The sequence below is a fragment of the Phaeobacter cretensis genome (genome assembly GCF_047372505.1).
Lineage (GTDB): Bacteria > Pseudomonadota > Alphaproteobacteria > Rhodobacterales > Rhodobacteraceae > Phaeobacter > Phaeobacter cretensis.
In genome coordinates, this window is record NZ_JBKBEU010000001.1 from 3614501 (window position 1) to 3641257 (window position 26757).

The window sequence follows — 26757 nt, forward strand, 5'->3', positions numbered from 1 at the left end:
GGGCGGCTCCGGCCGTACTTGCGCGGTTTTCCCGGTAACTATGAGCCAGAAGAAGCCTGCCGGGTGACTGTAAATCGATAAGAAACAAAGCGGTAATGACCGCACTCTCACAGGGAGAAGAGACATGACGAAAGTCATCCGGAACGGCACGATTGTGACCGCTGATCTGACGTACAAAGCGGATGTGTTGATCGAGAACGGGGTGATCGCAGAGATTGGCCCCAACCTGAAAGGGTATGAGGAGCTGGACGCAACCGGCTGCTATGTCATGCCGGGTGGGATCGATCCGCATACTCACCTTGAGATGCCGTTCATGGGCACCTATTCCTCGGATGATTTTGAATCCGGTACCCGCGCCGCGTTGGCTGGTGGGACCACTATGGTGGTGGATTTTGCACTGCCCAATCCCGGTGAAAGCCTGCTCGACGCGCTAAAGCGTTGGGACAACAAATCAACCCGCGCCAATTGTGATTATTCGTTCCACATGGCGGTGACATGGTGGGGCGAACAGGTTTTCGATGATATGAAAACCGTGATCGAGACGCGTGGCATCAACACCTTCAAGCATTTCATGGCCTACAAAGGCGCCCTTATGGTCAATGATGACGAGCTTTATTCATCGTTTCAACGGCTGTCTGAGCTTGGCGGAATCGCCATGGTGCATGCTGAAAACGGGGATGTGGTGGCGGAGCTTTCGGCAAAGCTACTTGCAGAAGGCAATACCGGCCCGGAAGCACACGCCTATTCGCGGCCTCCGCAGGTAGAAGGTGAGGCGACAAATCGCGCAATCATGATCGCCGATATGGCGGGGGTGCCGCTCTATGTTGTGCATACCTCCTGTGAGGACAGCCACGAGGCCATTCGCCGGGCACGGATGCAGGGCAAACGGGTCTGGGGCGAGCCGCTGATCCAGCATCTGACTTTGGATGAAAGTGAGTATTTCAATGCCGATTGGGATCACGCTGCACGCAGAGTGATGTCGCCGCCGTTCCGCAATAAGCAACATCAGGACAGCCTCTGGGCCGGTCTGCAATCAGGATCCTTGTCAGTGGTGGCCACCGATCATTGTGCGTTTTCGACCGAGCAAAAACGCTACGGTCTGGGTGATTTCACCAAAATCCCCAATGGCACAGGCGGGCTTGAGGATCGGATGCCGATGCTCTGGACGCACGGTGTCGAAACCGGCCGCCTGACGCCGAATGAGTTCGTAGCGGTGACCTCAACGAATATCGCTAAGATATTGAACTGTTATCCGAAAAAGGGCGCAGTTCTGGTTGGCGCTGATGCCGATCTTGTTGTCTGGGACCCTGAAAAGACCAAGACTATTTCCGCCGGGAGCCAACAGTCAGCCATTGACTACAACGTGTTCGAAGGCAAAGAGGTCAAAGGCCTGCCGCGCTTTACACTTACACGTGGCCATGTGGCGGTTCATGACGGTGAAATCCGATGCCAGGAGGGGCATGGCAAATTCGTTGAACGCGAAGCAAATGCCACGGTGAACAAGGCGCTGTCGACCTGGAAGGATCTGACCGCGCCACGCCCCGTAGAACGGTCGGGTATTCCGGTGACAGGTGTGTAAATCAGGAATAGGCTGCCAGAATGGGCGGCCTGTTTTTCTGTTTTGAAGCAAGGCAAAGACATGAATATGGAAACGACCACCCAGGCCCTCGACTCCCAGGCCGCCGCTTCCGATACCAATCTTCAAGCGCCGGTCATTGAAGCGCGCAATCTGGATCTGACGTTCCAGACCAATGATGGTCCGGTACATGCGTTGAAGGATGTAAGCCTGCAAATCAATCGCGGGGACTTTGTCTCCTTCATTGGTCCATCGGGTTGCGGCAAAACAACATTCCTGCGCTGCATCGCCGCGCTGGAACAGCCCACGGGCGGTAGCCTTAGCGTAAACGGGATGACCCCGGATGAGGCCCGGCGAAATCGGGCTTACGGGTATGTGTTTCAGGCGGCAGGGTTGTATCCATGGCGCAGCATCGCCAAGAATATAAAGCTGCCGCTAGAGATCATGGGCTATTCCAAGCAGGAGCAGAACAAGCGGGTCGAACAGGTGTTGGACCTGGTGGAACTGGCAGGGTTTGGCGGTAAGTACCCTTGGCAGTTGTCTGGAGGCATGCAGCAACGGGCATCAATAGCGCGTGCGCTGGCTTTCGATGCTGATATCTTGTTGATGGATGAACCATTCGGCGCGCTGGATGAGATTGTTCGCGACCATCTGAATGAGCAATTGCTGAAGCTATGGGCTCGCACAAATAAGACGATTGGCTTTGTGACCCATTCCATTCCTGAGGCGGTTTATCTTTCGACCAAGATTGTGGTGATGTCGCCAAGGCCGGGGCGGATTCACGACGTTATCGACAGTCCTCTGCCTAAGGATCGGCCGCTGGATATTCGTGACAGTGCGGAGTTTATTGAGATTGCGCATAGGGTACGCGATGGACTGAGAGCTGGGCATGCGGATGACTGATCCGCTTTCCTGCATCCGCCGCATGTCGATAGATCCCTATTTGTCTGGTGATCGCCTGCGCCGAGAGTCCGCGTTGAGACACTTGGTTTCAGAAGGAGCGCAATCATGAAAACGGCGCTCGCTGTATTCAGCGTCCTCGCAGCGATTGCTGTGATCTGGTACGCTGCTTGTGTTCCGATGAACATCAAGGGTGTTCTTGATGCCGCCGAACGCGCAGGCGTTGAAGTGACCCCGACCACTGCGAGAGAACGCCGCGACCTGGGCGCGGTTGGGTTGGTTGCAGGCAATTCCTTTGCCATCAAAGATGTCTGGTCGCAGGACAGGCCACGCCTGCCAGCTCCGCATCAGGTCGCAGTTGAATTGTGGGAAACCACTGTGGAAAAAAAAGTCACCTCCAAACGCAGCCTGATCTATCACGGTCAGGTGACCCTTTCGGCGACGTTCCTTGGATTTGTGATTGGTACCGGGTTGGGGATCCTCCTGGCCGTCGGGATTGTGCATAGCCGCGTGATGGATATGTCGGTGATGCCATGGGCCATCGTGAGCCAGACCATCCCGATTATAGCACTGGCGCCAATGATCATCGTTGTTCTCTATTCCATAGGGGTGCAGGGTATTCTGCCGAAAGCGGTGATCTCGGCCTATCTCAGCTTCTTTCCTGTTGTCGTTGGCATGGTGAAGGGGTTGCGTAGCCCGGACCAAATGCAGCTCGATCTTCTGAAAACATACAGTGCAAGCGTCGGGCAGGGGTTCTGGAAACTGCGTCTGCCAGCGTCGATGCCGTATCTTTTTGCCTCGCTCAAGATCGGCATTGCCGCGTCGCTTGTCGGTGCCATCGTGGGGGAATTGCCTACTGGCGCGGTTGCAGGTCTAGGTGCGCGTTTGCTGGCGGGAAGTTATTACGGGCAAACAGTACAGATTTGGTCTGCGCTCTTTGCGGCCGCTATCTTGGCCGCCACGCTGGTTGCCATCTTGGGGTTGATTGAGCGGGTTGTTCTGAGCCGGATGGGTGTGCAGGCATGAGTGCAGCATTTGGTACTTATTCGCAATTTGAGCTTCTTGCACGGTTCAGCATAGATGTGTCTCAAAAGACAAGGACAGGAGCAGTCACATGGGTTTAGTGATCCTTGCGGTCTTTACCTGGTGCGTTGGCTGGTGGCTAAACAGTCGGCTTGCCAATGGTTCTGGGGCTGAGACCCGTGCAGTAAAACTGATGGTGCCAGCAATCTTTGGTCTGACACTGCTGATCGTCTGGGAACTGATGGTTCGCGGGCTTGAGGTCTCATTGGTGATACTACCCGCACCGACCCTGATTGCGGAGCGATTTGCCACCAGCCTGCCGATCCTTTGGCAGGATTTCCAGCAGACTATCCTAAAGGGGGCTCTCTCTGGTTACATTATTGGATGTGTTGCAGCGCTGCTGATGGCGATTGCCGTTGATCGCAGCGACTTCCTGCGTCGCGGGTTATTGCCCGTCGGCAATTTTGTGGCGGCGTTGCCGATTGTTGGGACAGCGCCCATCCTGGTGATGTGGTTTGGCTTTGACTGGCAGTCAAAGGCGGCGGTCGTGGTTGTGATGGTGTTTTTTCCGGTACTGGTAAACACTGTGGCCGGGCTTCGCGAGACCTCGGCAATGCAGCGCGATTTGATGCAGACCTATGCCGCGAGTTATTGGCAGAGCTTTTTCAAGCTACGGCTACCTGCGGCGCTGCCGTTCATTTTCAATGGGCTTAAAATCTCGACCACGTTAGCGCTGGTTGGCGCGATCGTGGCCGAATTCTTCGGCTCACCCACAGTTGGTATGGGCTTTCGTATCTCAACGTCGGTCGGGCAGCTGGCACTGGATATGGTTTGGGCTGAAATTTTGGTCGCCGCGCTTGCCGGATCGGCCTTCTACGGCATGATGGCACTGGTCGAGAAAACGCTGACCTTCTGGCACCCGTCGCAACGCAGTTAGGCAGGTACGAACGGTGCCAGAAGAAACTTTGAGAAAATCGGAAAAAACCTTGAATAACATAAGGGAAGTCCCGCAGAATTTCGAAATAACAACAGATATAACAACAGGGAGAAGACAGATGAAGACACTGCTGACCGCCGCCGCGATGGCGTTGGGCGCTGCGTCCGTGGCACAGGCCGCTGACGAAGTTAAACTGCAACTAAAATGGGTGACGCAGGCACAGTTCGCTGGCTACTACGTGGCGCTAGATCAGGGCTTCTATGAAGCTGAGAACCTGGATGTGACCATTCTGCCCGGTGGACCGGATATTGCGCCAACTCAAGTAATCGCCGGCGGCGGTGCGGATGTCACTGTTGAATGGATGCCTGCGGCCCTTGCTGCGCGCGAAAAGGGGCTGCCGCTGGTCAATATTGCGCAGCCCTACAAAAGCTCGGGCATGATGCTGACCTGTTGGAAAGACACAGGAATTGCAGCACCGCAAGACCTGGCCAATCGTACGCTTGGTGTGTGGTTCTTTGGCAATGAATTCCCGTTCATGAGCTGGATGAGCCAGCTGGGGATTTCTACTGAGGGCAAAGGTGAAAACGGTGTCGAGGTTCTGAAACAGGGCTTCAATGTCGATCCACTGTTGCAGCGTCAGGCTGACTGTATCTCCACCATGACCTATAACGAATATTGGCAGGTGATTGATGCGGGTGTTGCGCCTGATGAGCTGATTACCTTCAAATATGAAGATCAGGGCGTCGCGACGCTGGAAGATGGTCTCTATGTTCTCGAAGAGAACCTCTCCGACCCGGCCTTTGTCAACAAGATGGAGCGGTTTGTACGGGCCTCGATGAAAGGCTGGAAGTGGGCCGAGGAAAATCCAGATGACGCGGCGGAGATTATCCTGGACAATGATGCCTCTGGTGCCCAGACCGAAGAGCATCAAAAACGGATGATGGCAGAAGTGGCCAAACTGACGGCAGGCAGCAATGGTTCACTGAGCGAAGCCGACTACCTGCGCACCGTGAAAACGCTGCTGGAGGGCGGTTCCAGCCCTGTTATTACAGCAGAACCGACTGGTGCCTGGACGCATGCCATTACGGATGCTGCGCTGAACTGATCCACAATAGTAGAATGCAGCTGACCCTGTCCACGATTGTGGGCAGGGTTTTCTTATGGGCAGGGGCTTTGAAGAGTGGATCTGGAGAGTGACGTTCTGAAGGCATGGTAATGAGTGGATGCTTCGGCTATCCGCATCCTGTTAGAAACAGCACCTGTCTATTAGAAAGACTTTGGGATGCGAGATAGTTTGAGAGCTAAGATTATAAGTGTTTGTGATGAGAAGATTGCCAAAAAGGGGGACGGGGTTGGTCTCTCTTTCTATGCTTTTTTTGCCAATCGGAATGATGATCCTGAGGCCTTAATGGAGGCGGCGGAATGGTGGATAAAAACGCATGAATTGGATCATTTCGAAAAAGCAGTAAAGATCCGTGACATGGTAACCGCTGGCCTTTGAGCCTAGCTGTGGTCTGCCAGTATTGGTGGGTCACTACAGATTTTGTATCGGTCAGTGCTTTCGTCGCGCAATCTGGTTTGGTTCGCCAAACCTCTCCGCATGGAACAAGAATTCAGGCCTTAGCCCAATGTATTTTTACGATTGCCAGCATTCATAGGTGTGTTTTCATCGTTTCCGAAATTTGTTTGAGGGATAAATAACAGTTAAAAGTTGATTCTAATTTGAAATTACACGTTACAGGATTAAAACCCATGGTAGTCTAAGGGTAGCAAACGATGGGGGTAGATTGTGGTTTGGTTCTCAATCCGAAGGGAGAGGCCATGACTATATGGGACGACGTGCAATTGAGTTTAATTGCTCAGCCAACCGCATATGAACTGGCTGATTGTAAAACGACAGTTCGAGTATCGCACCCCGGTTCATCCTATCGTCGCTATAATCCAGAGCGTCAGCTACAATGGCCCTTGGCCGAACTTTGCCAGGCTGCGGCACAACGCCAACAGCAGCATCACACGTCGGATAGTAACATTCCGCGGATTGACCAGGTTCTGGTGATGTATGATGCCCTCTGCTCGGGGCTTTTGACCGGGCTGCAGGGACGCGTTGAGCTGACTGGTATGGATGTTACGGCCGCGGCAACCTATGGTTTCGGGCGCGCAGGCCATGCTGATCTTCTACATGCTGTTGCTGACGGCTTTGATTGGGTACTGCTGGCGGCCGCAGCTGACGACAACGCCCGACTAACTCAGCTACGCGAGATGGAGCTAGCGGCTTGTCTCGGGCTTGAGGGGCGCGTTGTTTTGTTCAATTCCGTAGCGCATCTTGAACAGCTGTTGACCGAAGGTATCTCACAATTGCCGGTGATAGCACATCGCAGCGTCAGCAGCGATGTGAGTGCGCAGCCAACCAGTCGCCGTGAGGCGCTTCAACTGTTTGCCAGCGTAACCTTGCCCGAGGTTACTGATGCTATCGCATTGCCGCATGATGCGCCCTATGGGGGGATCGAACTGACTGACGACTGCACTCTGTGTCAGTCTTGTACATGGGTGTGCCCGACCAATGCGTTGATTGTCGACGAAGATGGCGGAGGGCTGGCTTTCGTCGAAGCCGATTGCATGCAATGCGGGCTGTGCGTGTCGATGTGTCGTCAGAACGCGCTACGGTTGGTGCCGCGTCTGGAGATGACAGAGGGCCGGGTGTTGGTCTCGCTCGCTGATCAGGATCTTTTCAAGTCAGAAGATACGTCTGAAAATGTCGAGGCCAAGCCGAAGGATGTAGTCAATCCGGTTGACGAAACTTGTCGAGCGACGAACGGGCCAAACGGCCCTGCGGCGGATGATGATACAGGTAAGAAGGTAACTGCTACCCAAATTGACAACAATGGTCCAGATGATTGGCCGAACGCCGGGCCCGGTTGTAGCTCAGATGGGACTTTCGATCCGATCAATGGCGCTGCGCCTGTTGCACAGGCAGATGGCCCGGCGGCAGGCCGTGGCGACACACTGCTGGATTTAGCCAGTATACTGGCTTTGCTTGGCATGAAGCGGGAAGATAAACTTTCCTAGCTGTTCAAACCGGAGCGAGTGTATCGAAGGAAGAAGCGACTAGTTTTTCTCTAGAAACCCGCCGTATTGACCCCGTTTGAAAATCAGACCTTTACCAGGCCTGCTGGTGGTGCGTAGGACCGCACCGATGACAATGCTGTGGTCGCCGCCGTCGTGGCAGGCATGTTGCTTACAGTCGAACCGAGCGATGACATTTGGTAACACGGGTACATCGTGATCGTTGACGGTTTCTGGCACACAGGAGAAATCGTCTCCGTTGCGGGCAAAATGTATGGCCATATCCAGCTGATCTTCTGCCATGACATGGATGGCAAAATGTGAGGCAGCAACAAAAGGATCGTGGCGTTTGGATTGGCGTGCAGGGCACCAGAGCAAAAGCGGAGGGTCCATCGAGACTGATGTAAAGCTATTTGCTGTTATTGCCAGAGGCCCCCGATCCGTGTGCGTCGTTACTACGGTGACGCCTGTTCCAAAACATCCTAACGCGTCGCGGTAGGCCCGCAGGCTGTCAGGGCCGGGAATAAAGCTGGTTTCGGACATGCTGCGCGCCTTCACTTCTGTTGGATGCTGGGTGCCACGGGAAAAGCTCCATGTCCACCAGCTTCCAATTTGGCACGCCCTTTTTGAAAAGCCAGAGAGGATTGAAAACAGGCTCACATTTTTATGCGAGCCTGTTCAATGTGTTGGATAAAGAGGTCGATAGACCGAAATTGTAACTTTGAGCGTGCCGGTCAGGCGGTTGCCGATTTGACCAGTGTGATGAGCGCACTGGCGATCTGATTGATTTCGCCCATTGCATCGATTCGGCTCAGAACGTTCTTGCCATCGTAGTAACTGATCAACGGTGCAGTCTGCGCATGGTAGGCGGCCAAACGGCTGCCCACGGTTTCCGCATTGTCATCCGCGCGTCGCGACATTTCGGTACTGCCGCAGCTATCGCAGGTGCCGGCAACTCGGGGCTGTTTGAACTGGTCATGGTAACCCTCGCCGCAGTTACTGCAGGTGTAACGCCCGGCTACTCTGGCGACCATGGCGGCATCATCCACCTCAAGGCTGACCGCGGCATTGATACGCTGACCAGTTTCCTCAAGCAGCCGGTCCAGAGCTTCGGCCTGAACTGTGGTGCGTGGGAAGCCGTCCAGAATAACGCCTTTGGCACAGTCAGGTTCTGCAAGCCTGTCACGCAGGATGCCAATCACAATCTCGTCGCTGACCAGTTCCCCGGATTGCATCACAGCCTTTGCCGCCAAACCGGAAGGGGTGCCAGCAGCAACCGCTGCCCGCAGCAGATCCCCAGTGGACAGCTGTACTAGTCCAAACCGCTGTTCCAACTTACGAGCTTGCGTACCTTTGCCAGCACCGGGCGGGCCAAGCAGGATCAGGACAGCAGGGCGGGTGATTACGGCAGTTTCCATGTCAGAAATCATCCTTTGTCAGTCCGGTTTGCAATCAGATCATCCACCACCGAGGGATCCGCGAGCGTTGACGTATCACCCAGGCTGCCAAAGTCGTTCTCAGCAATTTTGCGCAAGATACGGCGCATGATCTTACCGGAGCGGGTTTTGGGCAGGCCCGGCGCCCATTGGATCACGTCCGGGCTGGCAATCGGGCCAATCTCTGTCCGTACCCAGGTCCGCAGTTCTTTCACCAAAGCGTCCGACGGCTCCCGGTCGTTCATCAGCGTGACATAGCAATAGATGCCCTGACCCTTGATATCATGGGGATAGCCTACTACGGCGGCTTCCGCGACGGCCGCATGCGCCACCAGTGCGCTTTCGACCTCGGCGGTACCCATGCGGTGGCCAGAGACATTGATCACATCGTCAACGCGGCCGGTGATCCAATAGTCGCCATCGCCATCGCGTCGGCAGCCATCGCCGGTGAAATAATATCCTTTGTAGTCCGAAAAGTAGGTTTTCTCGAACCGTTCATGATCACCCCAGACGGAACGCATCTGGCCCGGCCAGCTGTCCTTAATGCACAGTACGCCTTCAACACCGTTTCCAGAGATTTCATCACCTGATTGCGGATCAAGAACAACTGGGGCGATGCCAAAGAAGGGTTTCATCGCGGCGCCGGGTTTGGTCGCGTGGGCGCCGGGCAGGGGGGTCATTAGGTGACCCCCGGTTTCAGTTTGCCACCAGGTGTCTACAATCGGGCATTTGCCCTTACCGACAATGTCATTGTACCAGTTCCAGGCTTCTGGGTTGATCGGCTCGCCGACCGTGCCAAGGGTGCGCAGCGAGGACAGATCACATTTTTCGACCCATTCGTTGCCTTGGCCCATCAATGCGCGAAGTGCCGTGGGGGCGGTATAGAACTGCGTGACATTATGCTTGTCACAGACCTGCCAGAACCGGCTGGCATCTGGGTAGGTCGGCACGCCTTCGAACATCAGTGTTGTGGCACCATTGGCCAGCGGGCCATAGACAATATAGCTGTGGCCCGTGACCCAACCAACATCGGCCGTGCACCAGTAGATATCGCCTTCGTGGTAGTCAAATGTGATCTCGTGCGTCATTGCGGCATAGGTAAGATATCCGCCGGTTGTGTGAACCACGCCTTTGGGCTGACCGGTGGAGCCGGAGGTATAGAGGATGAACAGGGGATCTTCGGCGTTCATCTCGGTTGGGGCGCAATAGTCGTCCGCTTCCAACGCCATCTCGTTGTAGTCGTAATCGCGCCCGTCCACCCAAGTGGTCTGGCCACCGGTGCGCTTAACGATCAAGCATTTCACTGTGTCTTTTGTATGTAATAGGGCAGCGTCGGCGTTCGATTTCAAAGGTGTCTTGCGACCACCGCGGGGGGCTTCATCTGCGGTGATGATGACCTTCGCGTCGCAGCCATTGACCCGAGCTGCCAGTGCATCAGGGGAAAAACCAGCAAACACGATAGAGTGGATCGCGCCGATACGGGCGCAGGCCAGCATTGCATAGGCGGCTTCGGGGATCATGGGCAGATAGATCACCACCCGGTCGCCCTTACCTACGCCCATTGTTGTCAACACGTTTGCCATGCGGCAAACACTGGCATGGAGGTGTTTGTAGGAAATATGCTGGGCGGGTTCATCCGGACTATCGGGTTCCCAGATGATTGCTGTCTGGTCAGCCCGCGTCTCAAGATGGCGATCAATACAGTTGGCAGCTACGTTCAATGTGCCGTCGCCATACCAGTTGATCGACACGTTTCCGAGGGTGAAGTCCACATCCTTCACCTGGGTGAAGGGCTTGATCCAGTCGATCCGTTCGGCTTGCTGACGCCAGAAACCTTCGGAATCTTGCATCGAAGCTGCGTACATTTCGTCATATTGAGCCGCATTGATATGGGCGCGTGCAACCGTCTCGTCTGACGGTGCATAGGCTTTGCTATCGCTCTCCTGGGTCATGATGGTGTCCCTCCCTCCAGTCTGTTCTCGGATTGGCACACCACAGCGCTCGGCGAGATGTGTCAAATCTTTTCCGTCATCCGCAGCGATAATACCCGAGCTTGAAAATAAGGAAATAAGTGTCCGGGGAATAACAGTTTACCTGTAAATCTATTTCCGCCGCGACTGAAAATTGTAAACTTCTTATTGGTGGGATTATTTAAAGTGTTTTTTATCAATATATTAGATGTAAACGTTGAGGCGGATGTGGGGCGCCGGAGCACCTCGCCTAGCTTTGGGCTGGCGTTATCGCTGGGAGGTGACTGGCTCCATGACCTGCGGCAAACTGTTTCAGGTGGATGACCACAGAGCCGATCGGCGCGATATGGCGTCGGGTACCTAGCGGTCCATATTTCCGCAAAGTGAAACGGTTTCGCACTCAATCGGCGCTTGCGTGATCCGGGGTTGGCAGAACCATGGCTTAGCGCTAGCGTGTTCCCAGATGCTCGCAACTTTGCGGTTCTGAGGGCCAGGATCAGATGATCACCAAGCGGCCCGGTACCCGGTCAATGCCCTGGTGCCAGAACGATGTAAGGCGCAAGGGCACAAACCGGGAGGAACTCATGAAGACTTATCTGACCGCCGCTACAGCGGCGATTGCTGGCCTATCGATTGCAGGTAGTGCTGCTGCGACTGAATGGAACGTCTCTGTCTGGGGCAAGCGCCGCGCCTTTACTGAGCATGTAGAAAAACTGGCCGAGTTGGTATCCGAGAAGACTGACGGCGCATTTACAATGAACGTCAGCTATGGCGGTCTTTCCAAGAATAAGGAAAACCTCGACGGTATTTCCATCGGTGCGTTTGAGATGGCGCAGTTCTGCGCGGGCTACCACCGTGACAAGAACCCATCAATCACGGTGCTGGAGCTGCCGTTTCTTGGCGTGAACAATCTTGAAGAAGAAGTCGCCGTCAGCCACGCGGTTTACGCCCATCCTGCAGTTCAAAAAGATCTGGCACGCTGGAATGCGAAACTGCTCATGACCTCTCCCATGCCCCAATATAATATCGTGGGTACCGGTGAGGCCCGTGATGAGCTGGGTGAGTTCAAGGATATGCGTGTCCGTGCCACTGGTGGTATCGGCAAAGCGTTTTCTGCCGTAGGAGCGGTGCCGACATCGGTAACCGCAACTGAGGCGTATAACGCTATGGAGTCAGGCGTTGTTGATACCGTTGCCTTTGCCCAGCATGCGCATCTGAGCTTTGGCACGATCAATAAGGCGGATTGGTGGACCGAGAACCTAAACCCAGGTACGGTAAACTGTCCGGTGGTTGTGAACACTGACGCATATGATGCCCTGAGCGATGCTGAGCGTGAAGCGCTTGACAGTTCGATCGAGGAATCCATCGCACATTATTTGGCAAACTACGCTGCTCTTCTTGAGAAATGGGACAGTGTTCTGGCCGAAAAAGGTGTGGCGAAAGTAACCATATCTGAGGATCAACTGGCTGAGTTCCGCAAAGTTGCAGCCGACCCGATCCGCGAACAGTGGATCGCCGACATGAGCGGGCAAGGCCTTCCTGCTCAAGAGCTATACGATTTGGTTCAGAAAACTCTGAGCGACCATCGCTCAGGCAGCTGATCACCAGTAAATAAGAAAGGGCCGAGTACAATGCTTCGGCCCTTTCTTTCTTAAGTCCACTCTAGACACATCGGGGGCAGGGCATGGCAGGCAGTGCGGCGGTGCTGGAAGACGGCAGCCTTATCAGCCGTTTGGACAGGCGTTTATTGCGACTGGAGCGTGGCTTGGCTTTGGTGAGCGGGCTTGCGGTGTTTTCGCTCATGGTGCTGGCTGTGGTGTCAGTCGGCGGGCGTAACGGGTTTAATGCACCGCTACCGGGTTACGTTGATTGGATCGAGCAGGTGATGCCGCTTATCGCTTTCATGGGCATCTCCTTTGTCCAGCGCGACGGGAGCCATATCCGGATGGATCTGGTGATCTCTTCTTTGCGCGGCCGGGCGTTGTGGTTGTTTGAGCTGATTTCGGTGTTGTTGATACTGACTCTCATGGTGGCACTTGTCTGGGGCAGCTGGTCACATTTCCTGCGTTCGTTTGACTTTGCTGCGCCTTTGTGGAGCCGCGATAGCTCCATCGATATCGGTCTCCCGATCTGGCCTGCCAAACTACTGGTACCGGTGGCCTTTGGCGTGTTGTGTTTGCGGCTTATGCTTCAGGTCTGGGGCTATGGTCGCGCGCTGGTGCTGGGGCTGGCCCGACCGGCTGCCGTGCCCCTGGTTCAAAGCGCTGCCGAACAAGCGGCGGCTGAAGCCGAACATCTGGGCGGGGTTTCAGCCACTGCCAGTGACCGCGATTAAAAGGGCAGAACATGGAACCCATCGAAATTGGCCTCTGGGTAAGCGGCTTTCTTCTGGCGACGGTGCTGCTGGGTATGCGGGTGGCGTTTGCCGCTGGTTTGGCAGGGTTGGTAGGCCTTGTGTGGATCTTCTGGGCGAAGTTCGGCTACGATCCTGCGCGGTTTACCAAGGCTGCGACCATTGCGATAAAAACCGCGGGGCAGGTACCGCATTCCAAAGTGTCTTCGCAAGCCCTGAGCCTGATACCGACCTTCATTCTGATTGGCTACCTTGCCTATTATGCAGGCCTCACCAAAGCACTATTTGAGGCCGCGAAACGTTGGTTGGCCTGGGTGCCGGGTGGTTTGGCGGTTTCAACCGTGTTTGCCACCGCGGGTTTTGCCGCAGTATCCGGTGCTTCTGTCGCGACCTCTGCGGTCTTTGCCCGTATCGCGATCCCCGAGATGCTGGCCATTGGCTATGACAAACGCTTCGCCGCAGGTGTTGTGGCTGCCGGGGGCACGCTTGCCTCGCTGATCCCTCCATCTGCTATTCTGGTGATTTATGCGATTATCGTTGAGCAGGATGTGGGGAAACTGCTGCTTGCAGGTTTTATCCCAGGTGCGTTTTCTGCGTTGGTATATGGTTTGCTGATTATCGGCATGGCCATGACGATAAAGGGGTTCGGCCCGGCTGTGACCGGCTTTACTTGGCGCGAACGTCTGATCTCACTACCACCGGCGCTGCCGATAGTCTTTGTCGTCGCGACCATCATATTATTTGTTTACAACCCCTTTGGCGGTGATGCTTGGGGGACCCCTACCGAAGGCGGCGCGATTGGGGCCTTTGTCGTTTTTCTGATGGCGCTTTATCGCGGCATGCGTTGGGCCGAGTTTAAGGACGCTCTATTGGAAACGGCCAAGCTCTCGGTAATGATCTTTACGATCATTTGGGGTGTTCTGGTCTATGTGCGGTTCTTGGGCTTTGCCGAGCTGCCAGCGGCATTCTCCGATTGGATCACGTCTCTTACCTTGTCGCCAATGCTGATTTTGGTTTGCATCCTGCTGGCCTATGCGGTGCTGGGCATGTTCATGGATGCTATCGGTATGCTGCTTTTGACCTTGCCGGTTGTCTATCCGGCGGTGATGGCGCTCAACGGTGGTGAATATGTGTCCGCCGCTGAAAGCACCTTTGGTATGTCGGGGCCCATGTGTGCGATCTGGTTCGGCATCTTGGTGGTGAAGATGGCAGAGTTCTGTCTGATCACACCTCCTATCGGGCTAAACTGCTTTGTAGTGGCAGGGGTGCGCGACGATCTGACCGTGCAGGATGTGTTCAAAGGCGTTACACCCTTCTTTATCGCAGATGGGATCACTATAGCGATTTTGGTGGCCTTCCCCTCGATAGTTCTTTGGTTACCAAGCCTCGCCGGATAATTTTTCAAAGCTTACAAATTTGTAAGGAGCCGGAAGAGACCATGTAACTCTGAACCGCCAAGTTACTCTCATCAGCCGGGGCGCTTTAAACGTTCCGGTCATACCGAAGAGAGGAAAGTTCATGATTACCAAGACCACCGCTAGTATCGTTATGACAGCCACGCTGATCGCCTTTGGATTTGCTGCTCAGACCACGCGTGCAGAAACGACTTCAGAGCCAGAGCTGAGCTACGAACAGATGTTAAACGCTCCGGTTAGTCTTGAACGGGCTATGGCCATTGCCAAAGAACAGGCAAAGGGCCGTCTGGTAGAGATCGTCTTGAGTGACTTCAACAATCAGCCGGTATTTGAGGCTGTCATCGCTGAACCTACCAGCCTGACCGAGGTCGTCATCAGCGCCACCGACGGTGGCGTTCTAAGCACCGCACGTCAGACGGCTGCAACGCCCGAGATCTTGCAGCAGTTGCTGGAAGAAGACGACTTTGGCGAAGTGATGGAATGTGTCGCCATGATGGACGTTATGTTCGAGGATGACATCCTTATTGAAGGCGAGTGCGATGGACACAGCGACAAAGGTTAAACCTCGACGCTGACCAACTGCTGCTATCCGGTTTTTTGCCCCTAACATCTTTGGGTAGGCCGGATAGCGGCGCAGACTTCTAGTTGACATTTTTTTGCCGCTGCGGATAGCGGCCATCGTCGAACGATCCACGGCCCACACTCCGGGCGCGGATCAGTCGGACGATGACGGAGATACGAACCAATGAGAATGATAATGGCCGGATGTGCACTGCTTGCGACCCTGGGTGCCTGCAGCGACAGCTTTGAGGAACCGCTTCTGATCGATGGACCCAAACAGTTGGGGTTTGAGGCGGATCTAGGGGCGTGCCGCGCCTTGGCAGAAGGGCACACAGACAAAACACTGAAATCGAAGGCTATTCAAGGAGCTGTGATCGGTGGCATCATCGGTGCTGTAGATAGTGAAGATGGAGACCGTGGGGATGATGCTTTGGTCGGGGCGGTGCTTGGCGGAGGTGTCGGCGCGCTTGAAGGACAAAATGAGCGTGACAAGGAGCGGCGCACCATCCTTATCCGTTGTATGCAGGGGCGTGGGCATCGTGTCCTTGCATAATACTTGGACGTTACGGCGTCCGGGATCGGCGTGCGGCCTCGGGCTGTTCACAGGTACACGGTGTCGTCCGACTGCGGTACCAAAGGGTCACTTCGGTGGCTCTTTGGTCGAGCAATTTAATTTGCCGGTGCACTGATGCGAATACTCTTGCTGGAAGATGATACCGAAATTGGCACATGGACAGTCAAGGGGCTAAGCGCCTCGGGCCATGTGGTTGATTGGATCGAGAACGGCCGCGAGGCGCTCATTGCCGCGACCACACGCGACTATGATGTGCTTGTGTTTGACCGTATGACCCCTGATCTTGACGGGTTGTCTGCACTGAAAATCCTGCGTGCTTCGCGTATTTCCACACCAATGATCTTACTTACGGCATTGGGCGCGGTAGAAGATCGCGTCGAAGGGCTGGAAGCAGGGGCCGATGACTATCTGAGCAAGCCCTTTGCAATGTCAGAGCTCTTGGCCCGCATCACAGCGCTCGGCCGTCGTGGCAGGGCTGACGCTTCTGAAACGGAGACCATGATCTCCCATCGAGGCCTAGATCTGGATCTGTTGAGCCAGACCTGTACCTGCAATGGAGAAGCGGTCCTGCTAAATCCAAAGGAGTTTCGCTTGCTGGAGGTGCTGATGCGCTCCAAGGGGCGCATTCAAACCCGTGCAATGCTGCTGGAACGGGTCTGGGACATCAATTTTGATCCCTCGACAAGTGTCGTGGAAACCCACATGAGCCGCCTGCGAAACAAGATCGAGAAACCCTTCGGGACTGAGTTTATTAAGACCGTACGCGGATCGGGGTATTTGTTCATTGATTAGACGTTTGTTCCGTATGAGTGCGCTGCGGCAGGCACTGGTTCTGTCACTGGTGTTTCTGATCTTGCTGACCATTGGTGGGGTGCTGCTGGATGATGCGATTACCGAAGAATTCCGGGCCGAAACAGAAGAGGCGCTGCGCGAGGAATATCAACGCATCAGCGCGCGCCTGACGCGAGCCGGTAAATTCCCGGACAAGATAGACACTGCAGAAGTCTTTTCTGACAGCGGTGTTGGCTACGCGGTGTTGCGCGCGGACGGTGAGGTGTTGGGACCAGTCTTGCCCGGAGCCTTTGACGGCCAGGGTTTTGATATCTTTCAGGCTGAAGACCTGTTTGAACCCGAAGCTCTTGAGACGTTGGAGCGCATTTTTGAGCTACTCGATGAAGATGAGGAAGACATTGATGAGACGTCGCCTCCTGCCGATGTAGAGCCGGACGAAGCACCGATTGGACAGATTAGTTTTGATGTCGAATTCGAAAACGAGGCTGATCTGGGTTGGCGCCTTTACAGCGGTCCGGTTCTTGATGGCCGTCTTGTGGTCTATGCGCCGGGCATTGGCGGCTTCGGATCAGATCTCACCAGTGTGATTATTATCTTTGTTGTCATCCTGTCGCTGCCTGCGCTGGTTATTGGGCTTATCTTTGGCATCTTGGCCCAGAGGCGCATAAACAGGATCGGTACCGGCTTTGATCGCATTGCTGATGGCGATCTTGAACTGCGATTGGCCCCCAAGGTGATCAAGGACGACATTGATGAGCTGGCGGCACGGATTGATGGCGCAACAGAGCGACTGCAAGCGTCGGTGCGCCAGATGTCCGACTTTTCCGCAAACATTGCCCATGATCTGCGCACACCGTTGACGCGCCTCCGCTTGCATCTGGATCAAGCGGAGAAGGCAGAGGATCAATCCGCCCACCTTGAGGCCGCTAGCCAGCAGATGGATGATATCATTGCGATATTCGGTGCCATTCAACGGATCGCGCGGATGCAGAGCCAAGGAAGACGCGATGGGTTTGCACCGTTGAATTTGGAGCAGGTCGTTGAACAGGTGCATGAAATCTATGAAGCGGTCGCACAGGACGCTGGGCAGACGCTCTCCTATCGCATTGCAACCCCTGTCACCGTCAATGCTGATCGTAGTTTGATCATGCAGCTGCTTGCGAATTTGATCGAAAACGCAATTCGCCACGCAGGGCAGGGCGCAAGTATAGTCATTGAGCTGTCTGAGAATACCCTACGCGTGACGGATGATGGGCCCGGCATACCCGAGGCCGAGCGAGCCCGTGTTCTGGATCCGCTTTACCGGCTTAATCGCAGCCGCAATACCGCCGGTGCCGGTTTGGGTCTCGCGATGGTGAAAGCCATAGCAGAACTGCATGAGGCAGAACTTGTGTTGGATCATAGCTATAGCAAACACGGTCTGAAGGTGGCCATTCGGTTTGATCCGCTATGAGTGAACCAGGATAGGCATAGCAGCGGTTTCAAAACTGATTTAGAGCGGCGATCGCACGCCAGTCGGAACAACCACCAGGCTTTGGGTCAATCGGCTTGACCGGAGAAAGGGGTGCCAATTTGTATCATTGGTACGAATTCCACGGAGGGCGCTGAAAAAGGGTTACCGCTACCTTTCATGGGTTGCTATCTGAGCACCGAAAGACGCCATCCCACACCTGATTGCTGCCGGGACATGGCACCGGTCTGCCTGTTCCAACCAAAAGACAATACCTATGAAATTGAACGGTCCCTTTTTATTTATTCTCGCGACATTGATGATTGATGCCGTTGGCATTGGAATCGTTTTTCCGATTATGCCGGACCTGATGGAACGGGTCGGCGCGGTGAGCACCGCGGAGGGTGCGCTCTGGAGCGGGGTTATGATGTCGGCATACGCTTCCGCGATGTTTCTGTTCGGACCCGTCATTGGCAGCTTGTCGGATGCTTATGGGCGTCGGCCAATCCTGATACTGGCGCTTCTGACACTGACAGTTGACTATGTCATTATGGCAATGGCCCAAACCTATTCGGTCTTGCTGGTGGGGCGCGTGATTGCGGGCATGGCGGGAGCCACCTACATTACGGCGACGGCCTATATTTCTGACATTGCCAAACCAGAAGAACGAGGGGCTGCCTTTGGCATGATCGGTGCCGCCTTTGGCATTGGATTTGTTTTGGGCCCTGCTATGGGTGGGCTGGCGTCTGGCCTGCATATAAGCGCGCCCTTTTGGATTGCGGCGGGCCTGTCTGCCTTGAACGTATTGTTTGGCATCATCGTGCTTCCGGAATCACTCAAGAGTGAGAACCGCCGGGCTTTTGGGAAGCGCGATATCAATCCCTTCGGCACAATCCTGCGTGCGTTCGCTATTCCGGGGCTGGCCATCCCCCTGATCTGCATTTTTGTTTTTGAGTTTGCCAATCTGGTCTACCCAACGCTTTGGTCATTCTGGGGGCGTGAGGTGTTTGGGTGGGACGGGTTTACAATTGGCCTGACGCTTTCCGCCTATGGTATCCTGATCGCAGTGGTGCAGGCAGGAATTCTCCCGAGGCTCACCAAACAGCTGGGTGACTACCAAGCGCTTATGATTGCGATTACAGCGGCCGTGATTTCCATGTTTGGGTTCGGTTTTACAAATGCGATCTGGATCGTTGCGATTATCCTGCCGATCGCTGCATTGGCGGATATGGCACCACCCCTGATTAACGCTTTTGCCGCAAACCGCGTCGGCGAGGATCAGCAGGGCCTTGTTCATGGAGTCATTGCGTCCCTGTCATCGGTCGCAGCCGTAGCTGCGCCATTGGTATTGACCGGGGTCTTCGAGCGGTTTGTGGGCGACAGCGAGTGGTATCTGCCCGGCGCCCCCTTCCTTGTAACAGCAGTGCTGGTGCTTGCTTTGGTGCCGCTGCTGATCCGCCTCAAAGCCTATGAAACTCGCTAGCAGAGAGAGCTGTTGGCGCCGTAGCCTTTCAGAGGTTAACCGCTGCAAAGGCATGAGCAAACACCAAGTGCGCCCGAGTATCTACGATCGCTGAGAGGACGAATGCCCGCAATGGTCATACCCGCCTTAACAAGAGCGGAGATCCCTCGTGCCCAAGTCACAGAGCGTGAGAATAACTGCACCAATGTGCGGTATTCATTATATGTATTGTGAATTGGCTCCGGCGGTAGGGATCGAACCTACGACCAATTGATTAACAGTCAACTGCTCTACCGCTGAGCTACGCCGGAACGGTCCGTGCCGTATAGCGGCCAGATCTGGTGAGGTCTAGAGCGGTTTTGAGATTTTCTCGAAAAAAATCACTCGCTCTGACATGGTTATGGCAGGCGTTCGAAAATGGCACCAAACGATAACGGGCCATCAGGCCTCACACGGGATTTCCCGGCAAGATCAACGAGATGTGCAAAGACATTGCGTTCGGCAGCGGGTAGCAACGCAGGCGGGGTCTCGGTGTAGATGCGCGCGGCCAATTCTGTCACAGTGGCAGGACCATCGGACAGTTCATCCATAATCGCAGCCTCGCGAGCTTGGCGATGGCTGATCAGCCAGTTGAGCCTGGCGCTGGGGTCGTCAACAGGGGCTCCATGGCCGGGATAGAAAATGCGCCACTCGCGTTCAGCGAGTCGACGGCAGGACGCCATGAAATCGGTAAGATCACCATCCGGCGGTGACACCAGTGAACTGGCCCAACCCATCACATGATCCGCGGTGAAACAGGCGTCATTCCATGCAAACGCGATGTGATTGCCGAGATGGCCTGGCGTGTGGATCACCTCCAGCTGCCAATCTGCTCCGGTCAAGGTCTCGCCGTCGCGCAGATTGATGTCGGGAATGAAATCTGTATCGATGCCTTCGCCACCGCCTGCCAGCCCGGCCTCTGCCAACTGCGTCATCACCGTGCTACGTCCGGCGGAGGGCGCACCGAAGGCGGAGATTTTAGCCCCGGTTGCGTTTGCCAAAGGCCGCGCGAGTGGGGAGTGATCGAGATGGCTATGGCTGACAAGGATATGGCTGATGTGCTGACCTGGTTTCAGCGCCTTAAGAATGGCGTGCAGATGGGTGTTACTCGCTGGTCCGGGGTCGATCACGGCGATGTCGGTTGTTCCAAGAAGATAGGTATTGGTGCCCCGGTAGGTCATTGGTGACGGGTTTGGCGCAAGCAGGCGGCGCAGTCCTGTCTCTATCTCTTCTGCGACCCCTGCCGGTGGATTGAAATCATCTGGTGCCTGCATGGGGTCGAATCCTTGGTGACAAATAGGGAGCAAACGATGCGCCATAATTGCGCGTTTTGCTTTTCAGAGGCGGGGCCGCGAGGTAGATGTAGCGCATGTTCTTTCAATGGCTCAAACACTATCTGCCACGTAGCCTTTACGGCCGCGCAGCACTTATCCTCCTGGTGCCGATCGTGACCCTGCAGCTGGTGGTCTCGGTTGTGTTTATTAAGCGTGATCTTGAAGATCTGACGGTTCAAATGACTCTCACGATGCTGCGGGAACTCCGGCTGTTGGAGCAGACTATGGCGTCTGCCACCACACCGGAGGACGCGTTGTTGTTGGCGGAGCCTCTGTTGCAGCCGCTGCAAATGCAGATTCGCTTCCTCGCCGCAGAGGAGCGGGTGCCGCTGGATCAAGTTGGGCTATTGGAGTTTTCTGGACGTGTCGTGCGAAATACGCTTCAAGCGACCGCACCGCAGTTTATTTCCGCCCAATTCCCGGATACGCGCCGGGTGCAGCTGATTGTTAGAACAAAACATGGTCCGATGGCGCTGGCTTTTGATCGGCGTCGTGTCACTGCAGCAGCGCCTCATCAGCTAATTGTAACGGTGATTGCTTTTGGCTTTCTCATGACGATTATTGCCTTTGTTTATATGAGAAACCAGCTGCGCCCGATCAAACAATTGGCGGATGTTGCACAAGCGTTTGGGCGAGGGCGTACAGAACCTTATTCGCCCCGTGGCGCAAATGAGGTGCGCGCAGCGGGCAGTGCGTTTCTGGACATGCGCGCAAGAATAGAACGACAGATGGAGCAGCGGACGCTGATGCTGTCAGGTGTAAGCCATGACCTGCGCACACCACTTACCCGGATGAAGCTTGGGCTGTCGATGCTGGATGATGAAGACGCCGAGCCGTTGCGGCAGGACGTAGATGAAATGCAGGCGTTGCTGGACGCTTTTCTTGATTTCTCACGTGGAGTGTCCACAAGCGAGCCTGAGCAGGTGGATCCGCATTTGATGATAACGGTGCTGGTCGACGGCTGGCGGCGGCAGGGCAAGGATGTAATGCTAGGCGAGATGAGCGGCGACGGCACGGTCATGCTGCGCGGTGCCGCGATGCGCAGGGCGGTGCAGAACTTGATCTCCAACGCTGTGCGGTATGGGACACGCGCGCGCGTGTCTGCCGCTATGACTGAGAAATTCCTTCGTATCAGGGTAGAAGATGATGGCCCTGGTATTGCAGAGGATGACCGGATCGAAGCAACACGTCCTTTTACAAGGCTTGACCCCGCCCGAAATCAGGATCTGGGTAGCGGCGTCGGGCTGGGCCTCGCCATTGTTACGGATATAGCCCGTGCCCATGGTGGAACACTTCGATTAGGGCAAAGTGACGAACTGCGAGGTCTGCAGGCCGATATCGTGATCGGCCGGTGACATACATATTGTATGGAGTAGATGTCAGATCAGATCTGACATCTCCACAACACGCTTTTCAGCAATAGAGATCTGTGCCGCTAGCCCAATCAGAACGGCCATGCGCCCGTCGTGAAGGCTGACCTCTGGCGCGCTGCAATTACCGCGTACCAGTTCCAGGAATTTGCGGTGCTGGTAGAAGGTTGACCCATTGTGATCCCCTGCGGCGAGAAGCTCCGGGTCTACGGGCACATTCTGTACAACAGGGCCTTTGGGCAAACGAGCAGAGGTGACCACTTTGGGCAGAGGGGGCGTGCCCAGATGGGCCGGCCAGAAGCGACCGGGACCCGGAACAAACGCTTCTATCTTGCCTTTGGGGCCGACGGCTGCGACCTCTTCTTGATATTCGGCTCCCTCTGCAAACATGCACAGTTCCAACATTGCGCGCGCACCGCAGCTAAAATCAACGATCACATATCCATTGTCGAGTATGTCAGGGGGGCCGTCTGAGTAACTCTCATTCAGATGGTTCACATCCTGCCCGCCGCTGGCCATGACCCGGACAGGTTCAGAGCCAAGTGTTAGACGCATCAGGTCAAAGAAGTGGCAGCATTTCTCGACAAAAGTGCCACCAGATTTGACATCAAACCGGTTCCAGTTGTCTACCTTCTCCAGAAAAGGAAAGCGATGCTCGCGGATGGTCAGCATTTTGATACCACCGGTGCTTGCCTCAACCTGAGAAAGGAAGGCAGCTATGGGCGGCATGTATCGATATTCCATCGCGACCCATACATGTGCCGGGTATTGCGCAGCAAAACGATCCAGACGACCGAGATCGTTCAGGCTGGTGAACAGCGGCTTTTCAACAAGCACAGGCAATGGGCGACACTGCGCCAGCAGCTCCAATTGTTCGAGATGGCGGAAATTGGGGCTGGCAATCAACAGGCAATCAAGGCCCTGAAATTCAAGGAGCGCTTCGATGCTGTCAGCAAACACTGCTTCCGGTGCCAAACTCTTCGAGACGTCGCGCATGGCAGCGTTTGGTTCATAGATTGCACCTATTTTCGTCTCTTCAAGGAGCGCGATATTGCGCAAATGCTCCTGGCCCATCATGCCGCAGCCGATAATCCCATAAGTCGTGGGTGTGGACATGTTTCCTCCTATGTCAGGCGCTGCACGTAGAGCGCCTTATCCGTGTCAAACCAAGTGCGTGAAAACTCTACCGGTGCGGTCTCCTGCGCCCAGCTCAGGCGTTCGATAAAACCAACCGTGGTGCCGGGGGATTTGGTGAAATTGGCAGGTGCCCAATTGGGAACTTCACCGAGGGCGACACGATCTTCGGCGCGGCTGATCCAGAAACCCAATTGCAGCCGGTAGTAGCGATAGAGAGAATCGGACAGCTGAGATGCATCTACGCTGCCCGCGCCTGCATCCAGCCAGATTTCTTCTACTGCAATAATGATGTTGTCCAGATAGCGCAGTCGTCGGATGCGGGTGCCACGATCAGTGGTGCCGAAATTTGGCAAGTCTGCAGGCTTGGTGCATTCCACGACGGAGAGCACATCCGCTGTTGGCAGACCGCCGCCACCATGCAGCTCCAGACGAAACATGGAATAGACACTCGGCAAGGTCTGGGTAGTACGGATGTAGTTGCCTGATCCCTGAACCCGATCGAGCATGCCTTGCTTTTCGAGTTCGGACAGGGCTTTGCGAAGCGTTCTTACTGTCGTGCCGTACTCTTGTGCCAGCTGTCGCTCGGGCGCAAGCCGCTCCCCGTCGGCCAGTCGTCCAGCGGCAATCTCGCGGGTCAGCGCCTCACTGATCTGGAGGTAAAGCGGCAGTGCTGTGCCGGATGTGCGCGCGGTAGGCATGAGGTTGCTCGGTACGATCAAAGGAAAATTGATACACCATTGATTTACATTTAGGTGCGGGCTATGCAAGGGGTAAGTGTTAAAATGCGAGGGAGAGACCGATGAGCGTTGTTCCGGTGACATCTGCGGATCTTGATGCGGTTGAAGTGTCGTGGTTTGCCGCGCTTTGCTCTGATGACTATCAGTTCCTGGGCGTGCCCGACGGTGATCTTCGCTCCTCATGGGCGCATTGCTCTGACATCGTAAAAGAGGCGGAAGCGCAGGGGTTTCGCAATATTCTCTGCCCGTCGTCATTTCAGGTTGGGCAGGATACGCTCAGCTTTGTCGCGGGCTGCGCACCAATCACAGACAAGATCAATATGTTGGCGGCTGTGCGCTGTGGCGAGATGCAGCCGATCATGCTCGCGCGGACGTTGGCGACTCTGGATCACATGTTGGAAGGTCGGTTGACGGTCAATATCATCTCATCCGATTTCCCGGGCGAGAAGGCCGAAAGCGCATTTCGCTATCAACGCTCGCGCGAGGTGGTGGAAATCCTCAAGCAGGCCTGGACGCGCGACGAGATAAACCACAATGGCGAAGTTTATCAGTTCGAGGGGCTGACCACTGATCCTGCAAAACCTTATCAGTCTGGCGGGCCATTGCTTTACTTCGGTGGGTATTCGCCAGCGGCGCTCGAGCTATGTGGTGAGCATTGTGACGTCTACCTGATGTGGCCGGAAAAGATGGACGAACTGGCGGGACGTATGAAGGCGGTGCATAGCGTTGCAGAAACCTATGGCAGGACGCTGGATTATGGCCTGCGGGTGCATGTGATCGTTCGAGACACCGAGGCTGAGGCCTATGAATATGCTGACTACATCGTCTCAAAACTAGATGATACGGCCGGGAAGCTCATTCGTGATCGCGCGCTGGATGCAACATCACTGGGCGTGGCACATCAGGCCAAGAACCGAGATATTGCAGATGAATTTGGATTTATTGAACCGAACCTCTGGACAGGGATCGGACGAGCACGCTCTGGCTGTGGAGCGGCACTGGTCGGGTCGACAGATCAGGTGATGTCTAAGCTGCAAGCCTATCAGAAAATGGGCATCCGATCGTTTGTCCTGTCCGGTTACCCTCATCTTGAGGAAGCTCGGCATTTTGGAAAGCGGGTGATGCCACATCTGAAGACCTGCTCACTGCCACATGAATACGGTCGGGTGCCACTGTCCGCACCGGCAACACCCCTTGGGAATGGAGTACGACGTTAATGGAACGGATCAAGATCGCCGAAGGGCTGGAATTCAGCCGCTTGGTGTATGGCATGTGGCGTCTGGGCGATGACAGCGATACCTCGGCAGCCCATGTCGCGGCCAAGATCGAGGCTTGTTTAGCTCAGGGCATTACTACCTTTGATCAGGCTGATATCTATGGCGGCTACACAGCAGAGGGAATTCTGGGCAAGGCCTTGAAAGCCAATCCAAATCTGCGCGATCAGATGGAGATCGTAACCAAGTGCGATATCGTCGCTCCGGTCGGGCGCTATGCGGACACACCGGTAAAGCACTATGATACGTCGGCAGCGCATATCACCCGATCGGTTGAGACATCGCTATCGGAAATGGGCATCGAGCAGATTGACCTTCTGCTGATCCATCGTCCGGACCCTCTGATGGATCATTTTGAAACCGGCGCTGTACTGGATGAGCTGGTTGCAGCAGGCAAGCTGGGGGCTGTTGGTGTTTCAAATTTCCGCCCCTGGGATTGGGAACTCCTGCAATCTGCGATGAAGACACCACTGGCTACAAATCAGATCGAAATCTCTCTGTCTGAAGTCAGCCCCTTTACCAACGGAGACTTGGCTTTCCATCAACGTCAGCAGCATCCTTTGATGGCTTGGTCGCCGCTTGGTGGCGGAGCGCTGGTGAGTGGCAGTGGCGCGCTGGCTGAACAGCTGGATGCGATTGCGCAGGCGCAAGGGGTTGAACGTGCCGCTGTCGCTATTGCATTTTTGCTGCGGCATCCGGCAAAGATCTTACCGGTATTGGGTACCAATAATCTGGCGCGGATCAAACAGGCTTCCGATGTGCTGAAAGTCGAACTTGATCGCCCGACATGGTTCAAACTCTATGAGGCCGCACTGGGCCGGGAGGTCGCATGATGTCGGTACACGCAGGGCAGGGCAAACACAGCTTTGTGCCCGCGTCTGACAATACCCGACTGTTGCGGGATGCCTTTGGCCGGTTTGCGACTGGCATTGCCATTGTCACCGCTGCATCTGATCAGGGTGTGGTTGCGATTACGGCCAATAGCTTCTCGTCGGTTTCGCTGACACCGCCGCTCGTGCTGTGGTCTCCTGACAGAAATTCGCGCCGCTTTCCCTATTTTGAATCCGCACGACACTACGCCATTCATGTCTTGGCTGCAGATCAGGATGATCTGTGTTGGCAGGTCGCAAAAGATGCCTTTGGGCTGACCCATTTGCAGCTGGAGCAGAATGAAAATGGTGTCCCGCTGCTCGAGAACTGTCTGGCACGATTTGAATGTACACGTTCTGCCGTTCATGACGGAGGCGACCATGCGATTGTACTGGGGCATGTGGATCGTGCCACGATGCGTGAAGAGGGGGATGCTCTGACATTCTACAAGGGCCAAATAGGCCAGATCGCTGGGTCAAGCTAG

General features: G+C 55.2%; 25 protein-coding genes and 1 tRNA gene. 19 read left to right on the plus strand and 7 right to left on the minus strand.

Going from position 1 to position 26757, the window contains the following annotated elements; translation table 11 throughout:
* The first annotated feature begins 124 nt into the window (after positions 1 to 124).
* The 7 genes from hydA (at position 125) to ACEWZM_RS17175 (ending at position 7502) form a co-directional block, all read left to right on the plus strand.
* Complete coding sequence (gene hydA, locus ACEWZM_RS17145) at positions 125 to 1579, plus strand: dihydropyrimidinase (RefSeq protein WP_414007592.1); 1455 nt, start codon at positions 125 to 127, stop codon at positions 1577 to 1579.
* A 60-nt stretch (positions 1580 to 1639) separates the two neighbouring features.
* On the plus strand, positions 1640 to 2479 hold the full coding sequence (locus tag ACEWZM_RS17150; RefSeq protein WP_414007593.1) for an ABC transporter ATP-binding protein: 840 nt from the start codon (positions 1640 to 1642) through the stop codon (positions 2477 to 2479).
* A 105-nt stretch (positions 2480 to 2584) separates the two neighbouring features.
* Positions 2585 to 3502, plus strand: coding sequence for an ABC transporter permease (locus ACEWZM_RS17155; protein ID WP_414007594.1), 918 nt, complete (start codon positions 2585 to 2587; stop codon positions 3500 to 3502).
* An 88-nt stretch (positions 3503 to 3590) separates the two neighbouring features.
* Entirely contained in the window at positions 3591 to 4436 is an 846-nt protein-coding gene (locus ACEWZM_RS17160) for an ABC transporter permease (RefSeq protein ID WP_414007595.1), read from the plus strand.
* 118 nt (positions 4437 to 4554) lie between these two features.
* Positions 4555 to 5541, plus strand: coding sequence for an ABC transporter substrate-binding protein (locus ACEWZM_RS17165; RefSeq protein ID WP_414007596.1), 987 nt, complete (start codon positions 4555 to 4557; stop codon positions 5539 to 5541).
* 177 nt (positions 5542 to 5718) lie between these two features.
* Entirely contained in the window at positions 5719 to 5937 is a 219-nt protein-coding gene (locus ACEWZM_RS17170; protein ID WP_414007597.1) for a DUF6500 family protein, read from the plus strand.
* 320 nt (positions 5938 to 6257) lie between these two features.
* Positions 6258 to 7502, plus strand: a complete 1245-nt coding sequence (locus ACEWZM_RS17175) for an ATP-binding protein (protein WP_414007598.1) — start codon at positions 6258 to 6260, stop codon at positions 7500 to 7502.
* A gap of 39 nt (positions 7503 to 7541) precedes the next feature.
* On the opposite strand, the gene ACEWZM_RS17180 is transcribed toward ACEWZM_RS17175, so the two are convergent.
* The 3 genes from ACEWZM_RS17180 to acs all read right to left on the minus strand — a co-directional run bounded on the left by ACEWZM_RS17180 (position 7542) and on the right by acs (position 10887).
* Entirely contained in the window at positions 7542 to 8042 is a 501-nt protein-coding gene (locus ACEWZM_RS17180) for a flavin reductase family protein (RefSeq protein ID WP_414007599.1), read from the minus strand.
* A 191-nt stretch (positions 8043 to 8233) separates the two neighbouring features.
* Entirely contained in the window at positions 8234 to 8917 is a 684-nt protein-coding gene (locus tag ACEWZM_RS17185; RefSeq protein WP_414007600.1) for an adenylate kinase, read from the minus strand.
* A gap of 8 nt (positions 8918 to 8925) precedes the next feature.
* On the minus strand, positions 8926 to 10887 hold the full coding sequence (acs, locus tag ACEWZM_RS17190; protein ID WP_414007601.1) for an acetate--CoA ligase: 1962 nt from the start codon (positions 10885 to 10887) through the stop codon (positions 8926 to 8928).
* A 602-nt stretch (positions 10888 to 11489) separates the two neighbouring features.
* Here acs and ACEWZM_RS17195 point away from each other — a divergent pair.
* From ACEWZM_RS17195 to ACEWZM_RS17230, 8 genes are all read left to right on the plus strand, one after another.
* A complete protein-coding gene (locus ACEWZM_RS17195) occupies positions 11490 to 12506 on the plus strand; it encodes a C4-dicarboxylate TRAP transporter substrate-binding protein (protein WP_414007602.1) in 1017 nt (338 codons plus the stop codon).
* Positions 12507 to 12589: 83 nt separating this feature from the next.
* Complete coding sequence (locus tag ACEWZM_RS17200) at positions 12590 to 13240, plus strand: TRAP transporter small permease subunit (protein WP_414007603.1); 651 nt, start codon at positions 12590 to 12592, stop codon at positions 13238 to 13240.
* Between the two features lie 11 nt (positions 13241 to 13251).
* Complete coding sequence (locus ACEWZM_RS17205; protein ID WP_414007604.1) at positions 13252 to 14655, plus strand: TRAP transporter large permease; 1404 nt, start codon at positions 13252 to 13254, stop codon at positions 14653 to 14655.
* A 121-nt stretch (positions 14656 to 14776) separates the two neighbouring features.
* Complete coding sequence (locus ACEWZM_RS17210) at positions 14777 to 15235, plus strand: PepSY domain-containing protein (protein WP_414007605.1); 459 nt, start codon at positions 14777 to 14779, stop codon at positions 15233 to 15235.
* A gap of 183 nt (positions 15236 to 15418) precedes the next feature.
* A complete protein-coding gene (locus ACEWZM_RS17215; protein ID WP_414007606.1) occupies positions 15419 to 15787 on the plus strand; it encodes a glycine zipper family protein in 369 nt (122 codons plus the stop codon).
* A gap of 135 nt (positions 15788 to 15922) precedes the next feature.
* Positions 15923 to 16600 carry a response regulator transcription factor gene (locus tag ACEWZM_RS17220; protein WP_414007607.1) on the plus strand — a complete coding sequence of 226 codons (678 nt, stop codon included), beginning with the start codon at positions 15923 to 15925 and terminating at the stop codon, positions 16598 to 16600.
* Positions 16601 to 16613: 13 nt separating this feature from the next.
* Complete coding sequence (locus ACEWZM_RS17225; RefSeq protein WP_414008071.1) at positions 16614 to 18053, plus strand: sensor histidine kinase; 1440 nt, start codon at positions 16614 to 16616, stop codon at positions 18051 to 18053.
* A gap of 274 nt (positions 18054 to 18327) precedes the next feature.
* On the plus strand, positions 18328 to 19533 hold the full coding sequence (locus tag ACEWZM_RS17230; protein ID WP_414007608.1) for an MFS transporter: 1206 nt from the start codon (positions 18328 to 18330) through the stop codon (positions 19531 to 19533).
* A 215-nt stretch (positions 19534 to 19748) separates the two neighbouring features.
* On the opposite strand, the gene ACEWZM_RS17235 is transcribed toward ACEWZM_RS17230, so the two are convergent.
* Together ACEWZM_RS17235 and ACEWZM_RS17240 are read right to left on the minus strand one after the other, a co-directional pair.
* Positions 19749 to 19823, minus strand: a tRNA-Asn gene (locus tag ACEWZM_RS17235).
* Between the two features lie 87 nt (positions 19824 to 19910).
* Positions 19911 to 20825, minus strand: a complete 915-nt coding sequence (locus ACEWZM_RS17240) for an MBL fold metallo-hydrolase (RefSeq protein ID WP_414007609.1) — start codon at positions 20823 to 20825, stop codon at positions 19911 to 19913.
* Between the two features lie 95 nt (positions 20826 to 20920).
* Here ACEWZM_RS17240 and ACEWZM_RS17245 point away from each other — a divergent pair, with 95 nt between their 5' ends.
* Positions 20921 to 22240, plus strand: coding sequence for an ATP-binding protein (locus ACEWZM_RS17245; RefSeq protein WP_414007610.1), 1320 nt, complete (start codon positions 20921 to 20923; stop codon positions 22238 to 22240).
* Between the two features lie 24 nt (positions 22241 to 22264).
* Here the strand turns inward: ACEWZM_RS17245 and ACEWZM_RS17250 are convergent, their stop codons facing one another.
* The gene (locus ACEWZM_RS17250) at positions 22265 to 23371 is read right to left on the minus strand and encodes a Gfo/Idh/MocA family protein (RefSeq protein ID WP_414007611.1); all 1107 of its coding nucleotides are present in this window, start codon (positions 23369 to 23371) and stop codon (positions 22265 to 22267) included.
* 8 nt (positions 23372 to 23379) lie between these two features.
* On the minus strand, positions 23380 to 24090 hold the full coding sequence (locus ACEWZM_RS17255; protein ID WP_414007612.1) for a GntR family transcriptional regulator: 711 nt from the start codon (positions 24088 to 24090) through the stop codon (positions 23380 to 23382).
* 101 nt (positions 24091 to 24191) lie between these two features.
* Between ACEWZM_RS17255 and ACEWZM_RS17260 the strand changes: the two genes are divergently transcribed.
* Genes ACEWZM_RS17260 through ACEWZM_RS17270 form a run of 3 tightly spaced genes read left to right on the plus strand, consistent with a single transcriptional unit; the run spans position 24192 to position 26757 of the window.
* Positions 24192 to 25346, plus strand: a complete 1155-nt coding sequence (locus tag ACEWZM_RS17260; RefSeq protein WP_414007613.1) for an LLM class flavin-dependent oxidoreductase — start codon at positions 24192 to 24194, stop codon at positions 25344 to 25346.
* The gene (locus ACEWZM_RS17265) at positions 25346 to 26236 is read left to right on the plus strand and encodes an aldo/keto reductase (RefSeq protein WP_414007614.1); all 891 of its coding nucleotides are present in this window, start codon (positions 25346 to 25348) and stop codon (positions 26234 to 26236) included. The genes ACEWZM_RS17260 and ACEWZM_RS17265 overlap by 1 nt, the downstream gene beginning before the upstream one ends.
* Positions 26236 to 26757, plus strand: a complete 522-nt coding sequence (locus tag ACEWZM_RS17270; RefSeq protein WP_414008072.1) for a flavin reductase family protein — start codon at positions 26236 to 26238, stop codon at positions 26755 to 26757. The genes ACEWZM_RS17265 and ACEWZM_RS17270 overlap by 1 nt, the downstream gene beginning before the upstream one ends.